We start from the raw sequence: 18,356 nt of genomic DNA, 5'->3' as shown, positions 1-18,356 counted from the left end.
CCTCCCTCGGGGTCCGCGCCCCAAGTCGGTCGGGATTGGGTCCGGCGGCGGAGAGTCTCCTGACTCCCGGATCGGCGCTCGCCCCAGGCCTTCCCGGACATATCCGGTGGCCTTCGTCGCTGGAGGCTTGCTCCCCGGTCACAGTGGCGGGACCGCCCCGGATTCACACCGGGTTCCTCCACACGTCGCCGTTGTACAGCAGGCCCAACTCTGCGCGACGAGCCTGCGCCGCGTCAAGCGCAGGTAGTATCCGGCGCGTGCAGGCTGCCAGCGAACGTGACGCCCCCGACAGGTGCCCGGGCGCCGTGCAGGTGCACGAGGCCGCCGACGGCGGGCTCGCGCGCATCCGCCTGCCCGGCGGGCGGCTCACCGCCGCGCAGCTGGAGGTGCTGCGCGCGGCCGCCGCCGAGCTGGGAGACCCGGCGCTGGAGCTCACCTCGCGCGGCAACGTGCAGGTCAGGGCGCTGCGGCCCGGCACGGAGCACGAGCTCGGAGCCCGGCTGACCGACGCCGGCCTGCTGCCCTCGGCGACGCACGAACGAGTGCGCAACATCATCGCCAGCCCGCTGAGCGGCCTCGACGGGCGCGGCGAGCTGGACGTGCGGCCGGTCGTGCGCGAGTTCGACGCGCGGCTGTGCGCCACGCCGGAGCTGGCCGGGCTGCCGGGCCGGTTCCTGGCCACGATCGACGACGGCCGCGGCGACGTGACCCCACTGCTCGGCGACGTGGGGCTGCACGGCTCGCGGCTGGTCCTGGGCGGCACCCCGACCAGCGCCTCCGGTGGGGCGCAGCTGCTGGTCCGGGCCGCCCTGGCCTTCCTGGCGGAGCGGGCCGCGCAGGGCTCCCGGGCCTGGCGGCTCGCGGAGCTCGAGGACGGCCCGGCGCGGGTCGCGGCCCGGCTGGGCGCCGCGGTCACGGCCGACGGGACCAACCGTGCGAATGCCGTTAAACCGGGGCTGATCGCCCAGCCCGGCGGGGGCGCCGCCGTGGTCGTGGTCGCGCCGCTCGGGCTACTCACGGGCGCCCAGTCGGCGGCGCTCGCGGGCGCGGCGAACGAGATGATCGTCACGCCCTGGCGGACCGTCGTCGTTCCCGCGGTACCGATGGAAGAAGCTGACCCGACCGTTGCCGGACTGGCCGCCACCGGGCTCACCGCCGACCCCGCCTCGCCGTGGGCCGGGGTCACGGCGTGCGCCGGGCGGCCGGGCTGTGCCAAGGCGCTCGCCGACGTCCGCTCGGACGCACGGGCCGCCGTGGCCGCCGCCGGCGTGCGGGAGCCCGGCGCGGTGCCGGTGCACTGGGTCGGCTGCGAACGGCGCTGCGGCGCGCCGAGAGGAAGGCACGTGGAGATGCTGGCGACGCCCGGCGGGTACCGGAGCGCGGTCGTATGACGCAGCACAGTGACCTGACGGCGGAGTACGTCCGCGACGGCGCCGAGATCTACCGGCGCTCGTTCGCCACGATCCGGGCCGAGGCCGACCTGTCCGCGCTGCCCGCCGACGTGGCGCAGGTGACGGTCCGCATGATCCACGCCTGCGGCATGGTCGACCTGCCCGCCGACGTCGGCTACTCCCCCGGCGTCGTCGTGGCCGCGCGCGCGGCGCTGCGGGGCGGGGCACCGATCCTGTGCGACGCCGAGATGGTCGCGTCCGGCGTGACCCGCGCGCGGCTGCCCCGCGACAACGACGTGGTGTGCACGCTGCGCGATCCGGCCGTACCGGAGCTGGCGCAGCGGCTCGGCACCACGCGCAGCGCGGCGGCCCTCGAACTCTGGCGGGGCCGCATCGACGGCGCCGTCGTCGCCATCGGCAACGCGCCCACCGCCCTGTTCCGGCTGCTCGAACTGATCGGCGAGGGTGCGGGCACCCCGGCCGCGGTGCTGGGCATCCCGGTCGGGTTCATCGGCGCCGCCGAGTCGAAGGCGGCCCTGGCCGGCTCCGGGCTGGAACACCTGGTGGTGCACGGCCGCCGGGGCGGCAGCGCGATGACGGCCGCCGCCGTCAACGCGATCGCGGACGAGAAGGAATGACCACGGTGGACAGCGGCAGGCTCTTCGGTATCGGTCTGGGTCCCGGCGACCCGGAGCTCGTGACGGTCAAGGCCGCCCGGCTCATCGCCGCCGCGCCGGTCGTCGCGTACCACAGCGCCCGCCACGGGCGCAGCATCGCCCGCTCGATCGCCGCGCCCTACCTGCGCGCGGACCAGATCGAGGAGGCCCTCGTCTACCCGGTGACGACCGAGGACACGCCCGACTACCGCGGCGTGATCGAGGAGCACTACGACGCGTGGGCGGCCCGCCTCGCCGCGCACCTCGACGCCGGCCGCGACGTGGTGGTGCTGTGCGAGGGCGACCCGCTCTTCTACGGGTCGTACATGCACATGCACAAGCGGCTCTGCCGACGGTACCCCACCGAGGTCGTCCCCGGCGTGACGTCCGTTTCCGGCGCGTCGGCCGCGCTGGGCCGGCCCCTCGTCGAGCGTGACGAGGTCCTCACCGTGCTGCCCGGCACGCTGCCCACCGACGAGCTCGCCGAGCGCCTGGCCGCCACCGACTCCGCCGCGGTGCTGAAGCTGGGCCGCACGTTCGGCCGGGTCCGCGAGGCGCTCGAGCGCGCCGGCCGGCTCGGCGACGCCTGGTACGTCGAGCGCGCCACCACCGCCGACGAGCGCACCGCCCCGCTGGCCGAGGTCGACCCGGCGACGGTGCCGTACTTCTCCCTGGCCCTGCTGCCCTCCCGCGTCCACGAGGAGACCGCGGCCGCGCTGGCCGAGGCCGCCCCCGCGCCGGCTCAGGGCGAGGTCGTGGTGGTCGGCCTGGGGCCCGCCGGCCGCGACTGGCTCACCCCGGAGGCGCAGGCCGCGCTCGCCGCCGCCGAGGATCTCGTCGGCTACGGCCCCTACCTGGCGCGGGTCCCGGACAATCCGCGGCAGCGCCGGCACGCCTCCGACAACCGCGTCGAGGCCGAGCGCGCCGAGTTCGCGCTGGCGCTGGCCAAGGAGGGGCGCCGGGTCGCGGTGGTCTCGTCGGGCGACCCGGGCGTCTTCGCGATGGCCGCCGCCGTGCTGGAGGTGGCGGCCGAGCCGCGCTGGAAGGACGTGCCGGTGCGGGTCCTGCCCGGCCTGACCGCCGCCCAGGCGGTGGCGAGCCGGGCCGGCGCTCCGCTGGGTCACGACTTCTGCGTGCTGTCGCTGTCCGACCGGCTCAAGCCGTGGGACGTCATCGCCGCCCGCCTGGAGGCCGCCGCCCGCGCCGATCTGGTCATCGCGGTCTACAACCCTGGCTCGCGCACGCGGACCTGGCAGGTGGAGGCCGCGAAGGAGCTGCTACTGCGCCACCGCGCCGCCGACACCCCGGTCGTGCTCGGCCGCGACGTCGGCGGCCCGGCCGAGTCGGTCCGCGTGGTGCGCCTCGCCGACCTCGACCCGGCCGAGGTGGACATGCGGACCCTGCTCATCTTCGGCTCGTCGCAGACGAGGCTGCAGGACCGCGGCGGCGAGACACCGGTGGTCTGGACCCCGCGCCGCTACCCCGCCTGAGGCCCGTCCTCAACACCACGTCCGAGGGACGTCGATCGCGGCGTGGGCCTCGTGGAGTCACGTGGTCCACCTCGTGCTCTACGCCACGACCGGCACCGCACCGGCGTGGCTCGGGCCGCCGGCGTAGATCCAGCGGAGGTGCTCCAGCGTCTGATGGCGGTGCAGGTAGGCGTCGCGGCGGCGTTGGGCCGGCCCGTCGGGCAGATGGTAGGTCACGGCCTTGGCCCGGGCCTGGCGGTGGATCTCGGCCGTGCGCGAGCGACGGAGGCGTTCGTACCGGCGCAATGCCACCGCGGGCGGCAGTCCGGCGGTAAGCAGCCGGGCCAGGGTCACCGCGTCCTCCAGGGCCTGCCCGGCGCCCTGCGACAGGTACGGCAGGGTGGGGTGTGCGGCGTCGCCGACCAGCGCGATCCGCTGCGTGGTGTAGCGGCGAGCCAGGTCTCGGTCGGACAGCGTCCACCGGGTGACCGTCTCCGCCGCCGTCACCACCCGGCGCACCGCCGGATGCCAGCCGGCGAAGAGTGCCCGCAGCTCGGCCGCCGGGTCGCCGGGCGCGGCCGGAGTGGCGGCGACCGCGCTGAAGTGGACGGTCCGCCGACCGGCCACCGGATAGTAGGTGACGTGCCGGCCCGGCCCGAACCAGAACGTGACGCCGGCGTCGGCGGCCACGGCCCGTAGCTGGTCGGCGGGCACCAGGCCGCGGTACACGCTGTAGCCGCTGTGGCGCGGCTCGTCGCGCACCACCGCCGGTCGGACCACCGAGTGGACGCCGTCGGCGCCGATCACCAGGGCCGCGCGGGTGGTGCGTCCGCCGGCGAGGCGAAGCTCGACGTGGCCGGGATACTCGGTCACTGCGGCGACCCGCCGGCCGAGGCCGGCGTCGCCGGGAAGTAGATCGAGCAGCGCGGCCTGCAGATCCGCCCGGTGCATGAGGACGTACGGGGCTGCGTACATCTGCGTGCAGAGATCCCCGTGCGGCACCTGGGCCAGCAGCCGCCCGTCCGACCAGCGGCGCGACGCGATGTGCTCGGCCACCACGCCGTGGCGGGCCAGCGCGTCCCGGGCGCCGAGCATCCCCAGCAGCCGTACGCCGTTGGGCGGGAGCTGGATGCCCGCGCCCACCGCGGACAGCCGGGAGGTCTGCTCGTACAGGTCACACTCGATGCCCGCCCGGCGCAACAGCGTCGCCAGCGTCAGCCCGGCGATGCCCGCTCCGACAATCGCGATCCGCCCGGTATCACCGGTCATGCGGCCCTACCTTCCACAGCAAACCCGTAGAGCCACGCCCGTTCGTCCAGCCCCGAGTGCCGGTGCAGCTGCCGGTCCCGACGCAGCCGCGCCGGGCCGTCCGGCAGGTGGCCCGTGCCGCCCTGCACCCGGGCCAGCCGCTGCACGGTCGCCGTCCTTTCGGCCCGCAGCCCGGCGTACCGGGCGAGCCGGCCGGGGACGTCCCCGGTCCCGGCCAGGCAGGCGGCCAGTTGCACGGCGTCCTCGACGGCCTGGTTCGCGCCCTGCGCCAGGAACGGCAGCATCGGATGCGCAGCGTCCCCGAGGACGGTCAGCCGCCCGGCCGTCCACCGGCGCAGCGGCTCCCGGTCGTACAGCGGCCACTGCCGTACCACCTCGGCCTGCCGGGCGATGCTCCCGGCCAGGCCGTGCCAGTCGCCGAACTCGGCAGCCACCGACGACGACGGCACCGCCCGCGACCGATCATCACCGGCCGGCATCGGGGCGATCGCGGCGAAGCTGACCAGTCGGCCACCAGCGACCGGGTAGCAGACCATGTGCCGGTCCGGCCCGAGCCAGATTCGCGCGGCAGGCCGGGCCGCGGCCGGGCCGAGCTTCGCGACCGGGACCAGGCCGCGGTACGCGCCCAGCCCGCTGAACACTGGTGCATCCCCGCTCAGCGCCCGCCGGACCACCGATCGAATCCCGTCCGCGCCGACGACCACGTCGGCCCGGGTGCGCCGGCCGCCGTCGAACTCGAGCGTGCCGTCCGGATCGGCCCGGGTCAGCCGATGGCCGAGCCGGAGCGCGTCCGGCTCGACCCGGTCGAGCAGAGCGCGGTGCAGGTCGGCGCGGCGCACCCCCCAGTACGGTGCGCCGAACCGGTCCACGCAGGCGGCACCGAGCGGGGTACGGGCGATCGGCCGTCCGTACCGGTCGATCGTCTCGACGGCGTCCAGCGGCACCGCCCCGCCCGGCCGGACGCCGAGTGCCAGCAACGGCCGCACCGCGTTCGGCGACACCTGGACGCCCAGCCCGGCCGCGCCGGGCCGGGCGACCGCCTCGTAGATCTCGTGGCGCAGGCCGGCGGCGCGCAGCGCGACGGCCAGGGTGAGCCCGCCGATCCCGGCGCCGACGATGGCGATCCTGACGCTCATCGCCGGGCAGCTTCCGGGAAGACGTGCGCCAGCCAGGCGTACGTGCGCAGTTCCTCGTGCAGGCTGCGGCCGAGCCGGTTGTGCAGCATGTGGACGTGGGAGAAGACGATCGGGCCGGGCTCGGCGAGGCGGGCCGCCAGCTCGGTCAGCCCAACGTGCCAGGCCGTGAACGGGCCGTGCCGGTCCGGGTCGGGGGCGGGTCCGGTCGCGCCCTCGACCCGGCACAGCCGGTCCAGTTCGCCGGAGTCCCAGCCAGCCGCGAACGACCGCCACGCGGCCATGCTGCGGGCGTAGAACTCCGCCCGGGCGTCCCGGTCGCCGAGCGCCGCCGCGGCCGCCATCGTGCCGCGCAGGCCGAGAGCCGTCCGGTCGCGGATGGTCGCGGCGTGCGGCAGGACACGCAGGACGGCCTCGCTGGAGAGCTGGAACAGGTGCTCGGTGAAGGGCATGAGGGGTACGCCGCCATACCGGCCGTACTCGGGGTGGTACTCGGCCCGATGCACGCCCGGCGGCAGCATCGGCTGCACCACCCGGTCGGCGCCGTACTCGGAAGCCGCCTGGGCGGTGGCGAGCGCGCGGTACGTCGCCTCGTCCACCGGCCGCTCCCCCGGCGCCGGCCGGCCCGCCCGGTCGAGGTGGTCGGCCAGCGCGTCCTGCACCCGGGCGGCCTCGGCCGCGGACAGGTCTCCGACCCGGAAGCGGATGTGCGTGCCGGCCTGCCAGAACCGTAGGAAGAACCACGGGCGGCCGGCCAGGCTGGCGACCACTGGCCGGAGCACCTCACGGATCACGCGGTCCTGTGCGGACGGCGCATCGGTGGCGAGGTGCAGATGCCACGAGGTCCAGGTGGTGCTGGCCGAAGGGGTCGTCGTCATGAACTGTCCTCCTCACAGTCGAATGTCGAGCACCGCGCCGCTGGGGTGGCGCGGTGTTCCGGCGATCGCGGCGAGCGCGATCATTTCGTCGGGGCCCAGCCCGAGCAGGTCGCGGGTCGGTTCCTCGTCGAACGCGCGCACCGGGCGGGCGAACAGGCCGCCGGCGGTGGCGGCAAGGCCGAGGCCGTGCACTGCCCAGCCGGCCACGTACTGGGCGGCGGTCCAGCCGGCCGGACCGTACGCGGCGTGCAGGTCGCGCGGGCGCACCGAGAGAAACCACAGCATCGCGGCGTGCCGGACGTCGCAGCCGCTGGACGGCGAGCGGGCGTAGCCGTAGACGCCTTCCAGGCGCGCGGCGATGTCCGGGTCAGCACGGACCAGTTCGAGCGAGCCGTCCGGGCCGACCCGGTGCACGCCGTCGGCGTACCCAGTGACGTTCTGCACCGCGACGGTGAGCGTGGTGCGGGCCGCGACCCCGGCCAGGGTTGCCGACGGCGGCGCCAGCCGCAGCCAGCGGGCGGCGTCCTCGAGCACCGAGCCGTCGACGCGGCACGGCCGCGCAGCGAAGCCGAGCAGACCGGCCGGAACACGCCCGGAGTTGCGGCGCCACGTCAGTTCCGCCCAGGACTCGCCGGGGACCGCCGCGCCGGACGGCACGCCGCAGCCCAGCGGGGCCGGCCGGTCCGGGTAGCGCTGTGCCCGGTTCACGTCGAACAACTCAGCCAGCACCGGGTCGTCCGGCCGCTCGTCGGCCACGGTCGTCGCGTCCGGGCGGCCCGCAGCGAGGTCGACCACGAGGGGCAGCGACCATTCGCCGGTCGGCCGCAGGCCCAGGCCGGCAATCAGGGCGGGGCCGTCCGGGCCGGGCATCCGCAGCGTCGCCGGGAGACCGAACCGGTACAGCGCGACGCTCAGCGCGCGCAGGGCGATGCCGAGCTCGGCGTGCACCAGCGAGCCGCGGAACCAGCGGTAGCTGGGCAGGACGCGGGCGTACCGGCCGGTGAGGGCGAGCCGTCGGTAGCGGCCCGGCGAGGCGTGCGCCAAGCCGGTCAGCGCGTGCCGGTCCGGCTCGAGCAACCGCCACCGGGTGCCGTCGTCCACGAACACCTGCACCGGATAGTGCGAGCGGCCGGAGGCGTAGCCGCGGTGCGGGTTGTACGGGTTGTCGAGATCATACCACTGCGGACCGAAAGCGGCGGCGAGCGCGTGGCCGAGCGGGTCGGCGACGGGGTCGCTCACCCGCCCGTGCGGGAAGGCGGCCGTCTCCAGCAGGTCAAGCGTGCCGAACGGCAGCGGGATGCGGTCGTCTGCGCGGATCAGGCCGGCCGGGTACGGATCGGCGTGCCCGGCGGCCTCCGGCGACGGGCCGGCCGCCCACGACGGCGGCGCCGGGTGGTCGTCGCCGGCCGCGTACGCGTACCAGAGCGGCTCCCGGGCGATGACGTCATGGGCGATCTCGTCGGGCACCGCGAACGGCACCCGGGCCGGCGCGGTCATGGGAACGGATGAGGGTCGTAGGGCAGCGCGGCGCCGTCCGCCGGGGTGCCGGTCAGCGCCCGCTCGAGCCGCCACTGATTCTTCAGCCGTTGCTGGGCGTGGCCGAAGCACATCGGAAGGATGCCCGGCACGACCGCCTTGGCCACGGCGATCCCGGCGTCGCGGTGCTCGCGGGTGCTCTGGTCGACCACCAGGATCCGGTCCAGGCCGGCATCGGCGAACCGGGCGCGGAGGAAGTCGAACGTCGTGCGCACGTCACCCCCGGCTGCCCGGAGCAGGCGGCCGGGCCAGTCCGGCCACGCCTCCTCAACGGTCACGACCGGGCCGCCGAGCACCCGAGTGGTGCGCTCCAGCGTCTCCGGATGGGTGTACAGCCAGGCGTGATGAACCAGCTCCTCTACGTGGTACGGATCGGCCAGCATCGCGTCCTTGTCGTACGTGTCCGGCTCGATCGGGTCGGTGGCCAGTTGGGCCACTTCGCGCAGGGCCGAGCGGATCGCGCCGGCCGGGTCGACGCTCGAACCACCGGACGAGTACGCTGCCGGGAACACCCCCGCCCGGTTCAGCGCCATCGCCCACACGATCGGCAGGTCGATGTCCTGGGTGGCGACGAAGACGTAGGTGTCGAAGCCACGGGTGTCGAGCAGGTCGATCAGGGCCCGGCTGTCCGGGTCGGTGATCGAGGCCGGGTCGATGCGTGGCAGCGGCTGCTGCCGGTGCCAGGAGAGCAGGAACGCGTCCCGCTCGGCCAGTTCCAGCAGCGAGTGCAGGGCCGCCTCTTCCAAGCACGAGCCGGCCGCGCAGCCGCTGGACGAGTCGTGGAAGTGCTTGCGGTTGTCGCGCCGATCGACGTCCCGGGCGTTGCGGGCTTCCCGCCGGTTCAGCTTGTACCGGTACTCGTACAGGTAGAACCCGGCCTCGGCGGGCACCAGCCTGGGCTCGCCGGTCGCCGCGTCGTGCGCCCACACCCAGTCCATCCGGGTGCGCTCGTCGAACGGCAGGGCCAGGGCGGTCGGGTGGTTCAGTTGCTCGTCGGTGTGCTGCCCGAGGGTGCGCGGGTCCAGGGCCATGTCGGCGATGTCGGTGTACGCGAGGTCCATCAGCACGGGGCTGTCGAACGGGAAGCCGGCCAACCGCTCGTACAGCTCGATGACCGCCACCGGCTCGGTCTCGCGCAACGTGGCGGCCCGGCCGTGTCCCCAGGCGGGCACGTCGGCGGAGACCGCCATGCTCATCGCGAACGGCGAACCGGATTCCCGCATGATCGCTTGCACCGGGCCGTACCGGTCGTCGACCAGGCGGCGGCGCAGCGCGCCCGGGACGAGCAGCGCGGCCCCGGAGTCGGCTCGGGTCGGCTCGGCGGAGGCCTGGCGGGACCGCCACGGCAGCGGGTCGGGCCGCCACCTCACGTCGGGCCGGAACGTGGGCGCGCAGACCGGGCAGAGGAAACTGCGCGGGATCCGGTGACGCAGGACCGAATCCGCGCCGATCGCGTACAGTTCGCCCGCGGCGAGGGGGTGCTCGGCGAGGTGCGCGGCGACCGCCGCGAGCAGGGCCGGCAGCAGCGGGTTGCCGGTGGCGCGCTGGCGCCGGGCCAGTTCCATCCGCGCCTGCAGCGGGTGCCGGTGCACCGACCGTTCCCGCGACTCGGCGCATGTTGCGCAACCGGCGTCGGTGCCCGGCCGCCACAGCGGCCCGACGAAGACCTCGTCGTCCTGGATGCGCACCGACAGGTGGTCGCGCCCGGCGTCGGCGCTGCGCTGCCACTGCGTCCTTTCCCAGTCCAGGTCCCAGCCGAACGCAACGGATACGGCGGCCGGGGTGGCCGCAAGCAGTGGGGCCAGCGCGTCGTGCCACTGCGGCGCCACTCCCGGCGCGAACTGCTGGTCCAGCAGTGTGCTCATTGCTCCGCCTTGCCGGTCGGGGCCGGGCCGTACGCGACCGGGCCGTAATGGATCGGCAGGTCGCCGAGGACGTCGTCGCCCCGGACGGCTGTGCCGTGAAAGACCCGGCCCTCGCTCGCGGCCAGGGCGGTGATCTGCTTGCGGAGCGCGCCGACGGTGGCCGGCGCGGCGAAGACCAGCGCGTCGGTGCGCACCGGGGGTTCCGCCGTCACCTCCGGCCGCAGCGACCGCACCTGCGCCGCGCTCAGCGCGGTGGCCAGCGCGTCCCGGACGGCCAGGTCGGCCCCGGCCGCCCAGGCCGCGCCAAGCACCCGGCCGTCGGCGGCCGTCACCCGGGCCAGCCGCCACTGCAGGCCGGGCACGTGGTACAGCCCGATTCCGTACGGCTGGCCGGACTGCCCGGTGAAGATGCGCGCGATCCGCCGGGTCTCCGGGTGCAGTTCGTCGTCGCCGATCGGATCGAGCTCCTCGGCCCGGCCGGCCAGCAGCCGCAGCGCGCCGTCGAGCAGCCACGTCTCCACGGTCAGGCCGGCCGCATCGCTCGGGCCGCAACCGCGCAGGGCGGCCAGCGCCACCCCGACCGTTGCGGTCTCGAAGTCGTACGCCCAGGCGAACACCGACCCGTCCGCGCCGACCCGGTGCGCCAGCTCCCGCTGGGACACCGGCACCTGCGGCAGGTCCAGCTCGCTCGGGCCGGCGGCGAACCGGCCGGTCCACCGGTCACGCAGCGCGGCCAGCGCGTCAACGACGGCCGCGTGGTCCGGTTCGGCTTCGACCGGCGCGTCGTCCAGCGTGAACTCCGCCACCGCGACCGGGGCACCGGCCCGGACCGGCTCGGCGGTCAGCTGCTCGCCGTGCACGACCTGCGCCGTGCCCGGCTCGAGCAGACCGGTGACCAGATCGAAGGCGAGCCGGGCGGCGAGGGCGCCGGCCAGCGCGTCGGCCACCGGGCGGGCGACCGGCGGCGCGTCGGCCGCCCGGGCGGACACCCGGTCGCGCAGCGCGGCCCAGGCGGCGGCACTGTCCACGTCGGACACCACCGGCCCGACCAGCAGCACCCGGTCGTCGCGGACCACCGGTACCACCGGGACACCGGCCGGCACGGTGGCCGGGTCGCCGTCGATCAGGATGACCACGTCCGCGCCGATATGGTCGTCGCCGGCGCGGACCGTGCCCACGCCGGCCCGCCGCAGGCCGCGCCGGGCCGGCTCGGCCGCCGCGGCCGGGCCGGTCACTGCCACGGTCGCCGCGCGGAACCGGGCGAACGCGGCGTACGGGTCGTCGGAGTACGCCTCGAGATGGGTGACCGAACTGTCGAAAGCGCTGCGCTCGGCCGGGTCCGGCTCGGGCGCCGTGTGCTTCGCGAAGTCGACCAGCAGCCCGCGGTCGCGCAGGCTGCCGACGATGTGCCGCACGACGCGCCGGGACTTCTCGTAGCCGACCGCTGCGACGAGGTCGTCCTCGGTGGCGCCGGTCTCCAGCAGCGGCACGATCTTGTCGGCGACTCCGGCGAGGATCGGCGGCCCGGACAGGACCAGTTGTCCGCGGGCGCTGCCGAAGTACACGCCGTCCGGCACCGGGGCGTGGTGCAGGTACGGCCTCACCTTGATCATTGGACTCCTCCTTCGTAACGGAACCGGCCACCCGGGCGGCGCCCGATCTCCACCACCCACTCGTGGGCGTGCGTGCCGTCGGCGACGCCGGGCAGCGCCTCTTCGAGGTAGTCGACGGCGTCGGCCAGGGCCCGGCGCTCGAGCATCCGGGGCAGCACCCGGACGGCCAGGGCCGAGGACAGGTCGACGTACTGCGGCTTCTGGTTCTGCCGCTGCACGACGGCGTCCTCCGGGCGCAGCGAGCGCGGCGTCTCGTAGGTCGGCGAGGTCTTGACCATCACCTCGTCGGGCACGCCGTGCGCCGCCCGCCACCGGGCCACCGCGAGGAGCCGGCCGTGCTCGTCGGCGTCCTGCTCGAGCGTCCGGACGAACTCCTCGCCGCCGTACCAGCGCCGGCGTGCCACGACCACGTCGCCGATCGAGATGCGCGGGGAGACCCGGGTGGTGGTGCCGTCCCAGGGGTTCGCGGCGTGCCATTGGTCGATCAGATAGTTGTTCAACCGGCCGGCGGTGGCCAGGCAGGACGCGATGGACAGCGGCGGCGGGAACAGACCGGGGTGCCCGGTGCCGATCGCCAGCACGCGCAAGCGACGGCCGTCGGCGTCCTCGACGTCGAGCGCGTCGGCGTCCGGGTCGTGGCGCAGGCGCAGCCCGAACCAGTCCTGCGGTCGCAGCACGTCGTCCAGCACGCGGGGGTGGGCGTTGACGTTGAGGCGGTGCAGGCCGAGGTCCTCGACCACAGTGGCGCCGTCCCAGCCGTACCGCTCGACCAGGCGCCGGCGCAGCCGCGGCAGGGCGTACCCGCCGAGCCGGCGGTCCTGGTCGAGGAACCGGGAGTAGAGCATGCCGTGGCCGGGCAATCCGTCGTTGAAGATCAGCCGGTCGCCGGCCCACTGCGACAGCACGCCGTAACTGAGCGGGTCGCGGCGGAAGCACTGCGGCAGGTCGGCGGCCAGGTCGAGGATGTCGGCGGCGTGGTAGTGCACCTCGGGTTCGCCGCCGGAGACCGCCCGGGCGATGTCCCCCCTGGTCAGCTCCATGATGCGGCGGCGGACCTGGATGAGCCGGCGCAGCTCGGGGTCGTCGGGCAGCGCGTCGGGGTCGCCGCCGGCCTCCTGCGCTCCGGCCTCGGCGACCCGGCGGGACACCTCGTCCAGCAGGTAGCTCGCGTGCTCGGTCAGCGACACGACCGCGCCCCGGCCGAAGCGCTCGACGAACGCGGCGGTGGTCATCCGCCGGATGTCGTGCAGCCAGTCGAAGACGGAGAACAGTTCCACCGCGGCGCCGAGGTCGGCCAGCGCTGGCCGCCACGGGCGGGTGTCCACCGCCGACGGCGGCAGAATGTAGTCCTCCTCGATGGTGACCTGGGCGGGCCGGTTGGTGAGCCGGCTGACCGCGGCCAGGTCGGCGGTGAGCGTGGCCAGGTCGGCGCCGCGCTGCGCGGCCGGGCTGTCGACCAGCCGGGTGAGGCCGGCGCGGACGGCGGCGACCCCGTCCGCGGCGATCGTGCCGGGCCGGGTGAGCTGCTCCATCAGGTCGGCGCCGCCGTCCTCGGCCTCGTTGTAGGTGCACAAGATCCCGCTGGCGACCGCGTCCGCGACCACTCGGGCCGCCTGGCCGGCCGGTACGCCGCCGCGGGCGATGTGCTCGATCACGAACCGGACCGGGGACGGGCCCATGGAGACCGCTTCGGCGAGCAGCGCGGTGGTGCCGCGGACCGCGACGGCGGAGCGTTTCAGTCCGTCCGGGCCTGGACGGAAGAAGAACAGGGTGCCGCTCTCGTAGACCACGCGGGAGGTCGGCGACATGCCGACCCAGGCGTCGAGGAGGCGTTCGCCGCCGTCCGGCGGGTCGATGCCGCCGATGACGTACGCGAGCATCACGCGGTCCAGCGACGGGAACGCGGTCGCGCCGGTGAACGGGACGTCCAGCGGTGACCGGCCGGAGTCGTCGGGAATGGCGATGCCGACGGCGGTAAACCGGGACAGTGGGCTGGTGCGCACCATGGCGCGGGTGACGTACTGGATCAGGCCGCGCTCGGACTTGCGCATACGCGCGAGCACCGGCGAAGGCCCGGCCACCGCAGCCCGGTACCGCTCGGCCTGCTCGTAGACCTCGGGCGCGAGCAGGGCCAGCGAGCGGCGCAGGTCGGCGTCGCCGAGCAGGCCGGCCAGCGTCGTCCGTTCCCGGTCGGCGGCCTTCGGGTACTCGGCCAGGTACCGCTCGCCGAGAGTGTCCCGGCGGGCCAGCGCCGCGGCGAACCCTGCGATCGACGGGGCACCGGCCACGTCGGTACGGGGCAGGCGGCCCTTGTTGATCGCGCGACGCGCATCGACGAGCGGCTTGCGCCCGTCCTCGGCGACGGCACCGATCAGCGCGTACAGCTCGTCGCAGGCCCGTGCGGCGGCAGCTTGGACGGCCTGCTCGGCGGTGACCAGGTCGGTGAGCAGCGTGCGCAGCCCGGCGTCGCTGATCCGGCGACGGCGCAACGGGTTGATCCGCAGCAGCCAGGGCGGTTCGGTGGTGGTCGCGGCGTCGCCGGTGGCGACGACGGCGCGTTCCTGGATCGCCATCGACATGACATGCACCTTTCGGGACTAGCGGGCGAGCACCCGGAGACGGGAGCGACCGAGCCGGTCCAGCCAGCTCTCGCCGAGCACCTCGTCGACCAGCTCGGCGATCGCCCAGCACGTGTAGTAGCGCTGGATGGGCGACACTGTCAGCAGCGGCAGCTGCTGGTAGAAGACGTTGAGCAGGGTGCGGTAACTCGCGAACCAGGCGGCCACCTGCTCGCCGGCGCCCCGGCCGGACCGCTGCACGGTTCGGTGGAAGTCGGTGTCCGGCAGCTCGCCGGTGGGTCCGGAGGCCGGGGCGGTCGGCGGACCCATCGCGGCCGTATCGAGCCCGTCGTGGAGCGCGTCGAGCATGGCCAGGGTCAGCTTGCCGTCGGTGACCGTGGCGTCCAGGACGCCGGCGCCGTACGCGAACGCGGTCCGCCACGCCGCCGCGGCCGGGCTGACGTCCCCGGCCAGCCGCTGCTCGACCAGCGGGCGCAGCACCGCGGCATCGCGCTCGAGCCGGGCCACGAAGGTCGGGCGCACGTCGCGGGCCGGCTTCGCCCAGGCCAGGAACGCCTCGGCGTGCGATCGGAAGGAGAAGATCCCGTGCCCGAGCCCCAGGTGGTACGAGTCAGCCAAGGCCAGGAACATCTCGGTCAACCGAACCGTTCCGCGAGCCGGCTCGCGGGCAAGCTCGCCGATCGCGTCCAGCAGGGGCACGGTGAGCGCGCCGTGCACCGCGTCGAGGGCGGCCAGGCCGCGCAGTGCCGGGTCACGCGGCCCCGCCTCGTCCGGGCCGAGCAGCGCCACCGTGCCGTGCTCGGCCATCGGCAGGTAAGGCGGCTCGACGCCCTCCAGCCGGCCGAACTCGCGCGCCTGGTCCAGGTACTTCTCGTCGGTCAGCGCAGTGGCCGCGTCGAGCGGGCCGGCGTCCAGCCGTCGCCGCACGTCGTCCCAGGCCACTGCCCGGGCGTCGGTGCTGTGCGCGATGAGGTCGATGTGCGGGCCGTGCAGCCAGCCGCGACGCAGCCGGATCCGGGCGACGCCGTCATCGTGCAGCTCACGGGCGACCGGGACGACCGTGCGGGCCAGCCAGGGCAGGGTGATCGGGGCTCGGGTGTAGAGCCGCACGCCAGCGGCAAGCGCGGCCGACGGCGGCCGGGCCAATTGACGCTCCTGGATCGTCGTCGACATGGATTACCCTTTCGGGAAAGCGGCCGCGCAATTCAGGCGGCGGGTCAGAAACGTTTCGGAATGTCATCCTCGGACGCCGCCGCGGCCCGCACCACGGCATTGCTGACAAGCGTCACGAGGCCGATGACTAGCACCACGCAAGAACCGACCCGCCGGAGTTTCCCCGGTTGCGGTAGGGTGCACTCATGCCGACCGATGTGTCAGAAATCAACCGGGACGGACTCGCTCAGGGTGTGCTGATCATGGTCGCCTTCGGGCTGTCCTGGTCGGTGATCGCGGTCACCGGGCTGAGCGTGAACGCGGCGCTCACCGCGCTGCTGATCGTGGCCGCTGCGGCACTGGCCGGTGCGATCTGGTGGACGGCCCGGCGCCTGCGGGCGGGTTCGCCGTCCGGACGGCCGCGACGCGTCTCGCCCAACAGCCGATCGGTCTTCACCGCGGTCAACGCGGCCCAGTGGGTGCTGATCGTCGCATCGGTCTTCGTGGTGGTGCGGGCGGGACAGCCGGCGCTGCTCTGGCCGATCGTCGGCCTGATCGTGGGCTTGCACTTCCTGCCGCTGGCCAAGGTGTTCGACGTGCCCGTCTACTGGCTCACCGGCACGCTGATGATGCTGGCAGCCGTGGCCGGGATCGTCGCATTCGCGTACGATGCGAGCAACGGTGCCGTACGCACGGTGGTCGGGTTCCCGGCCGCCGCCGTCCTCTGGTCCACCTCGCTGCTGGTTGCCAAGCGGGGCTGACCCTCCGGCCACACTCCGGCTGGAGACGCCGAGATCGGCTGCACTCGTCCAAATTGGCGTTGGACGAGCACAGCCGACGGCGTTGCCTTTCAGGCCCGGATCAGAGCCCTCAGCAGCAGCTCGACGAGCTGGAGCAGGTGCTCGAGGAGGTGCCGACGGAGCCGTTCGAGGCGCCCATCTCCGGCAAGGCCACACCCTCCGACACGTCCAGGATCTCGAGGTCCTCGATCTCGAAGGAGTCGAAAGCCTTCTCGACGTCCTTGGCAGGGGTGTTGTCAATGCTCATGGTGTTCTCCCTTTCCGATTCTCATTGTTTCGTTGCCCTCGAGGTATTTACCATTCTGGCCGCCGTCCGGCCCTCGGTCCACCATTTCGAGCATCCCGCTGACACATATCACATCGCGCATTTTCGATGTCATCTCCGCGACTTTGGCACATACCGGAAAGCGGCCGCCGGAATCTCCGGCGGCCGCCTTTTCACGCGGTTCCGCACCGCTCAGTCGGCACGCAGCCGCTCGCCCGCCCAGACCGCCCAGGCGGGGTCGTTGAGCATGTGCCAGCCATCCGCCTCCTGCCACGACGGCGGGTTGCCCGGCGGCCGGCTGCCGAGCAGGAAGTCGCCGACCGAGGACTCCCGCAGGTAGTCCAGGCCGAACGCCCGCGCCGACAGGTCGGCGTCGCCGATGCCGATCCCGCAGGGCGCCAGCCCCATCGCCGTCGCGACGAGGTACATGGTCTGATAGAGCACGCCGGTGTGCCGCAGCGTGGTGGCGTAGGCCATGCCCTGGTACTTCCACGACACCCGCTGAAACCGCGCCGTCATGGTGATCAGCAGGTCCGGGTCGGCCTCGTCGCCGGTTGCCCTGGCCGCCCCGCGCAGCAGTGCCACGCGGTCGTCCGGATCGTCATTCACCAGCACCAGCCGATGGCCGACCGGGTCGTGGTAGTAGATCCCGGGCGCCAGGCCGGCGCACCGGCGGACGGTCAGGTAGAGCTCGAGCTCGTACGCCGCGCCGCCGGTCGGATACGGCTTGGACAGCAGTTCCACATCCCGGCCCTGGCCGCCCGGGCGGCGCACCCGCACGCGGGCCACCCGGTACAGGAACTCGCCCAGCTGGCGCAGGGTGATTGGCTCGGCGGCGTACTGGCGGAAGGTGCGGCGGCCCTCCAGCGCCACGGTCAGCCTAGGGTCGCCGGCCAGAACCTCGTCGAGGTCCGGACGGAACAGCGGCACCGACGGGCCGTCCGGCGGCGTCTTCACCGCCGGTAGTGGATCAATGCTCCCGACGTACGGGAACAGGCCGCCGAGCGGGTCGTCGTACCGGCCGGCCCGGATCCGGGAGTGAAACAGCAGATCGTGGAAGTCCCACTGGCGCAGCACCGGGTCGGCGTCGGCGGCGAACGCGCCGTCCTGGCCGGCCGTCTCGGCCAGTCCGGCGCCGACGAGATGCCCCAACAGCACCGCCACCCGGTCGGCGCCAAGTCCGCCGGCCTCCGCCCGGGCGGCCAGGTCGGCCGCGGTGACCTGGTCGCCGAGCGCGGCGACCACACCGCGGGCAGCCGGATCGACCAGCAGAACCCGCACCTTGGCCAGCGGCGACTCGAGCACCAGGGCGCCGTTGCGGCGGCGGCAGAGGGCGAAGCGGGACAGCCGGACCGGTACCTCCGGGTCGACCACGACCGCGCGGTGCTCGTGCCCGGCCGCGGTGTGCTCGATCCGGACCAGATCCCGGCCGTCGACGCGGACGCTGCGAACGACGAACCGGGCCAGCCGGTCCAGCACCCGGTGCAGGGCGCTGCGGTCCGCAGTGGACAGTACGCCGGTCAGCTCGGCCAGCGGGACCGGGCCCGCGGCCAGGCGGCGCAGCGCCGCGCTCAGATCGCCGCCGTCCAGGCGCAGCAAGATCGGACGGTCGCCGTCGCTCACGTCGAGACTCGTCCCGGTGACGGCGAGGCGAACGCCGTCCCGGAACGCCACCGTGACGCCCGGCGCCGGAAGCGTCGTTGGATATGCCATGGCAGCCACTGTCCGGCTCCGGCGGCCGCGTTGTCAG

The 18,356-nt window shown here is 74.4% G+C and carries 14 protein-coding genes and 1 riboswitch; of the genes, 4 read left to right on the top strand and 10 right to left on the bottom strand.

Translation table 11 applies throughout. The features are described from left to right. Positions 1-52: 52 nt before the first annotated feature. Positions 53-179: riboswitch (cobalamin riboswitch) on the bottom strand. A gap of 78 nt (positions 180-257) precedes the next feature. Genes AB0367_RS07225 through AB0367_RS07215 form a run of 3 tightly spaced genes read left to right on the top strand, consistent with a single transcriptional unit; the run spans position 258 to position 3,537 of the window. Beyond that, entirely contained in the window at positions 258-1,391 is a 1,134-nt protein-coding gene (locus AB0367_RS07225) for a precorrin-3B synthase (RefSeq protein WP_366225310.1), read from the top strand. Continuing rightward, the gene (locus tag AB0367_RS07220) at positions 1,388-2,029 is read left to right on the top strand and encodes a precorrin-8X methylmutase (protein WP_366225309.1); all 642 of its coding nucleotides are present in this window, start codon (positions 1,388-1,390) and stop codon (positions 2,027-2,029) included. Before AB0367_RS07225 ends, AB0367_RS07220 begins: the two co-directional genes overlap by 4 nt. Further along, on the top strand, positions 2,026-3,537 hold the full coding sequence (locus tag AB0367_RS07215; RefSeq protein ID WP_366225308.1) for a precorrin-2 C(20)-methyltransferase: 1,512 nt from the start codon (positions 2,026-2,028) through the stop codon (positions 3,535-3,537). Before AB0367_RS07220 ends, AB0367_RS07215 begins: the two co-directional genes overlap by 4 nt. A 78-nt stretch (positions 3,538-3,615) precedes the next feature. Here AB0367_RS07215 and AB0367_RS07210 read toward each other — a convergent pair whose 3' ends face one another. The 8 genes from AB0367_RS07210 to AB0367_RS07175 are packed head-to-tail and all read right to left on the bottom strand — an operon-like array spanning position 3,616 to position 15,562. Beyond that, positions 3,616-4,785, bottom strand: a complete 1,170-nt coding sequence (locus tag AB0367_RS07210; RefSeq protein ID WP_366225307.1) for an FAD-dependent monooxygenase — start codon at positions 4,783-4,785, stop codon at positions 3,616-3,618. Further along, positions 4,782-5,921, bottom strand: a complete 1,140-nt coding sequence (locus AB0367_RS07205; RefSeq protein WP_366225306.1) for an FAD-dependent monooxygenase — start codon at positions 5,919-5,921, stop codon at positions 4,782-4,784. The genes AB0367_RS07210 and AB0367_RS07205 overlap by 4 nt, the downstream gene beginning before the upstream one ends. Further along, positions 5,918-6,796, bottom strand: coding sequence for a thiopeptide-type bacteriocin biosynthesis protein (locus tag AB0367_RS07200; protein ID WP_366225305.1), 879 nt, complete (start codon positions 6,794-6,796; stop codon positions 5,918-5,920). Before AB0367_RS07200 ends, AB0367_RS07205 begins: the two co-directional genes overlap by 4 nt. Positions 6,797-6,808: 12 nt before the next feature. Next, complete coding sequence (locus AB0367_RS07195; RefSeq protein WP_366225304.1) at positions 6,809-8,293, bottom strand: hypothetical protein; 1,485 nt, start codon at positions 8,291-8,293, stop codon at positions 6,809-6,811. Further along, a complete protein-coding gene (locus AB0367_RS07190; RefSeq protein ID WP_366225303.1) occupies positions 8,290-10,197 on the bottom strand; it encodes a TOMM precursor leader peptide-binding protein in 1,908 nt (635 codons plus the stop codon). Before AB0367_RS07190 ends, AB0367_RS07195 begins: the two co-directional genes overlap by 4 nt. Further along, positions 10,194-11,810: a hypothetical protein gene (locus AB0367_RS07185; RefSeq protein WP_366225302.1), complete on the bottom strand. Its 1,617-nt coding sequence runs from the start codon at positions 11,808-11,810 to the stop codon at positions 10,194-10,196. Before AB0367_RS07185 ends, AB0367_RS07190 begins: the two co-directional genes overlap by 4 nt. Further along, complete coding sequence (locus tag AB0367_RS07180; RefSeq protein WP_366225301.1) at positions 11,807-14,389, bottom strand: hypothetical protein; 2,583 nt, start codon at positions 14,387-14,389, stop codon at positions 11,807-11,809. Before AB0367_RS07180 ends, AB0367_RS07185 begins: the two co-directional genes overlap by 4 nt. An 18-nt stretch (positions 14,390-14,407) precedes the next feature. Next, on the bottom strand, positions 14,408-15,562 hold the full coding sequence (locus AB0367_RS07175) for a hypothetical protein (protein ID WP_366225299.1): 1,155 nt from the start codon (positions 15,560-15,562) through the stop codon (positions 14,408-14,410). Positions 15,563-15,747: 185 nt separating this feature from the next. On the opposite strand from AB0367_RS07175, the gene AB0367_RS07170 reads away from it, so the two are divergent. Then, a complete protein-coding gene (locus AB0367_RS07170; protein ID WP_366225297.1) occupies positions 15,748-16,302 on the top strand; it encodes a hypothetical protein in 555 nt (184 codons plus the stop codon). Positions 16,303-16,411: 109 nt separating this feature from the next. Here the strand turns inward: AB0367_RS07170 and AB0367_RS07165 are convergent, their stop codons facing one another. Together AB0367_RS07165 and AB0367_RS07160 are read right to left on the bottom strand one after the other, a co-directional pair. Continuing rightward, a complete protein-coding gene (locus AB0367_RS07165; RefSeq protein ID WP_366225296.1) occupies positions 16,412-16,588 on the bottom strand; it encodes a thiazolylpeptide-type bacteriocin in 177 nt (58 codons plus the stop codon). A gap of 210 nt (positions 16,589-16,798) precedes the next feature. Beyond that, the gene (locus AB0367_RS07160; RefSeq protein WP_366225295.1) at positions 16,799-18,319 is read right to left on the bottom strand and encodes a SagB family peptide dehydrogenase; all 1,521 of its coding nucleotides are present in this window, start codon (positions 18,317-18,319) and stop codon (positions 16,799-16,801) included. Positions 18,320-18,356: the final 37 nt, after the last annotated feature.

The sequence above is a fragment of the Dactylosporangium sp. NPDC051484 genome, assembly GCF_040689395.1.
GTDB lineage: Bacteria > Actinomycetota > Actinomycetes > Mycobacteriales > Micromonosporaceae > Dactylosporangium.
Note: the sequence above shows the minus strand (reverse complement) of the source record. Positions and strands in the feature narration are given on the sequence as shown.

What these genes read in the sequence shown, in the direction of transcription:
- AB0367_RS07205 (WP_366225306.1), bottom strand. Translation starts at nt 5,921, where the DNA reads ATGAGCGTCAGGATCGCCATCGTCGGCGCCGGGATCGGCGGGCTCACC.
- AB0367_RS07160 (WP_366225295.1), bottom strand. Translation starts at nt 18,319, where the DNA reads ATGGCATATCCAACGACGCTTCCGGCGCCGGGCGTCACGGTGGCGTTC.
- AB0367_RS07175 (WP_366225299.1), bottom strand. Translation starts at nt 15,562, where the DNA reads ATGTCGACGACGATCCAGGAGCGTCAATTGGCCCGGCCGCCGTCGGCC.
- AB0367_RS07180 (WP_366225301.1), bottom strand. Translation starts at nt 14,389, where the DNA reads ATGTCGATGGCGATCCAGGAACGCGCCGTCGTCGCCACCGGCGACGCC.
- AB0367_RS07170 (WP_366225297.1), top strand. Translation starts at nt 15,748, where the DNA reads ATGCCGACCGATGTGTCAGAAATCAACCGGGACGGACTCGCTCAGGGT.
- AB0367_RS07165 (WP_366225296.1), bottom strand. Translation starts at nt 16,588, where the DNA reads ATGAGCATTGACAACACCCCTGCCAAGGACGTCGAGAAGGCTTTCGAC.
- AB0367_RS07215 (WP_366225308.1), top strand. Translation starts at nt 2,026, where the DNA reads ATGACCACGGTGGACAGCGGCAGGCTCTTCGGTATCGGTCTGGGTCCC.
- AB0367_RS07200 (WP_366225305.1), bottom strand. Translation starts at nt 6,796, where the DNA reads ATGACGACGACCCCTTCGGCCAGCACCACCTGGACCTCGTGGCATCTG.
- AB0367_RS07210 (WP_366225307.1), bottom strand. Translation starts at nt 4,785, where the DNA reads ATGACCGGTGATACCGGGCGGATCGCGATTGTCGGAGCGGGCATCGCC.
- AB0367_RS07195 (WP_366225304.1), bottom strand. Translation starts at nt 8,293, where the DNA reads ATGACCGCGCCGGCCCGGGTGCCGTTCGCGGTGCCCGACGAGATCGCC.
- AB0367_RS07190 (WP_366225303.1), bottom strand. Translation starts at nt 10,197, where the DNA reads ATGAGCACACTGCTGGACCAGCAGTTCGCGCCGGGAGTGGCGCCGCAG.
- AB0367_RS07220 (WP_366225309.1), top strand. Translation starts at nt 1,388, where the DNA reads ATGACGCAGCACAGTGACCTGACGGCGGAGTACGTCCGCGACGGCGCC.
- AB0367_RS07185 (WP_366225302.1), bottom strand. Translation starts at nt 11,810, where the DNA reads ATGATCAAGGTGAGGCCGTACCTGCACCACGCCCCGGTGCCGGACGGC.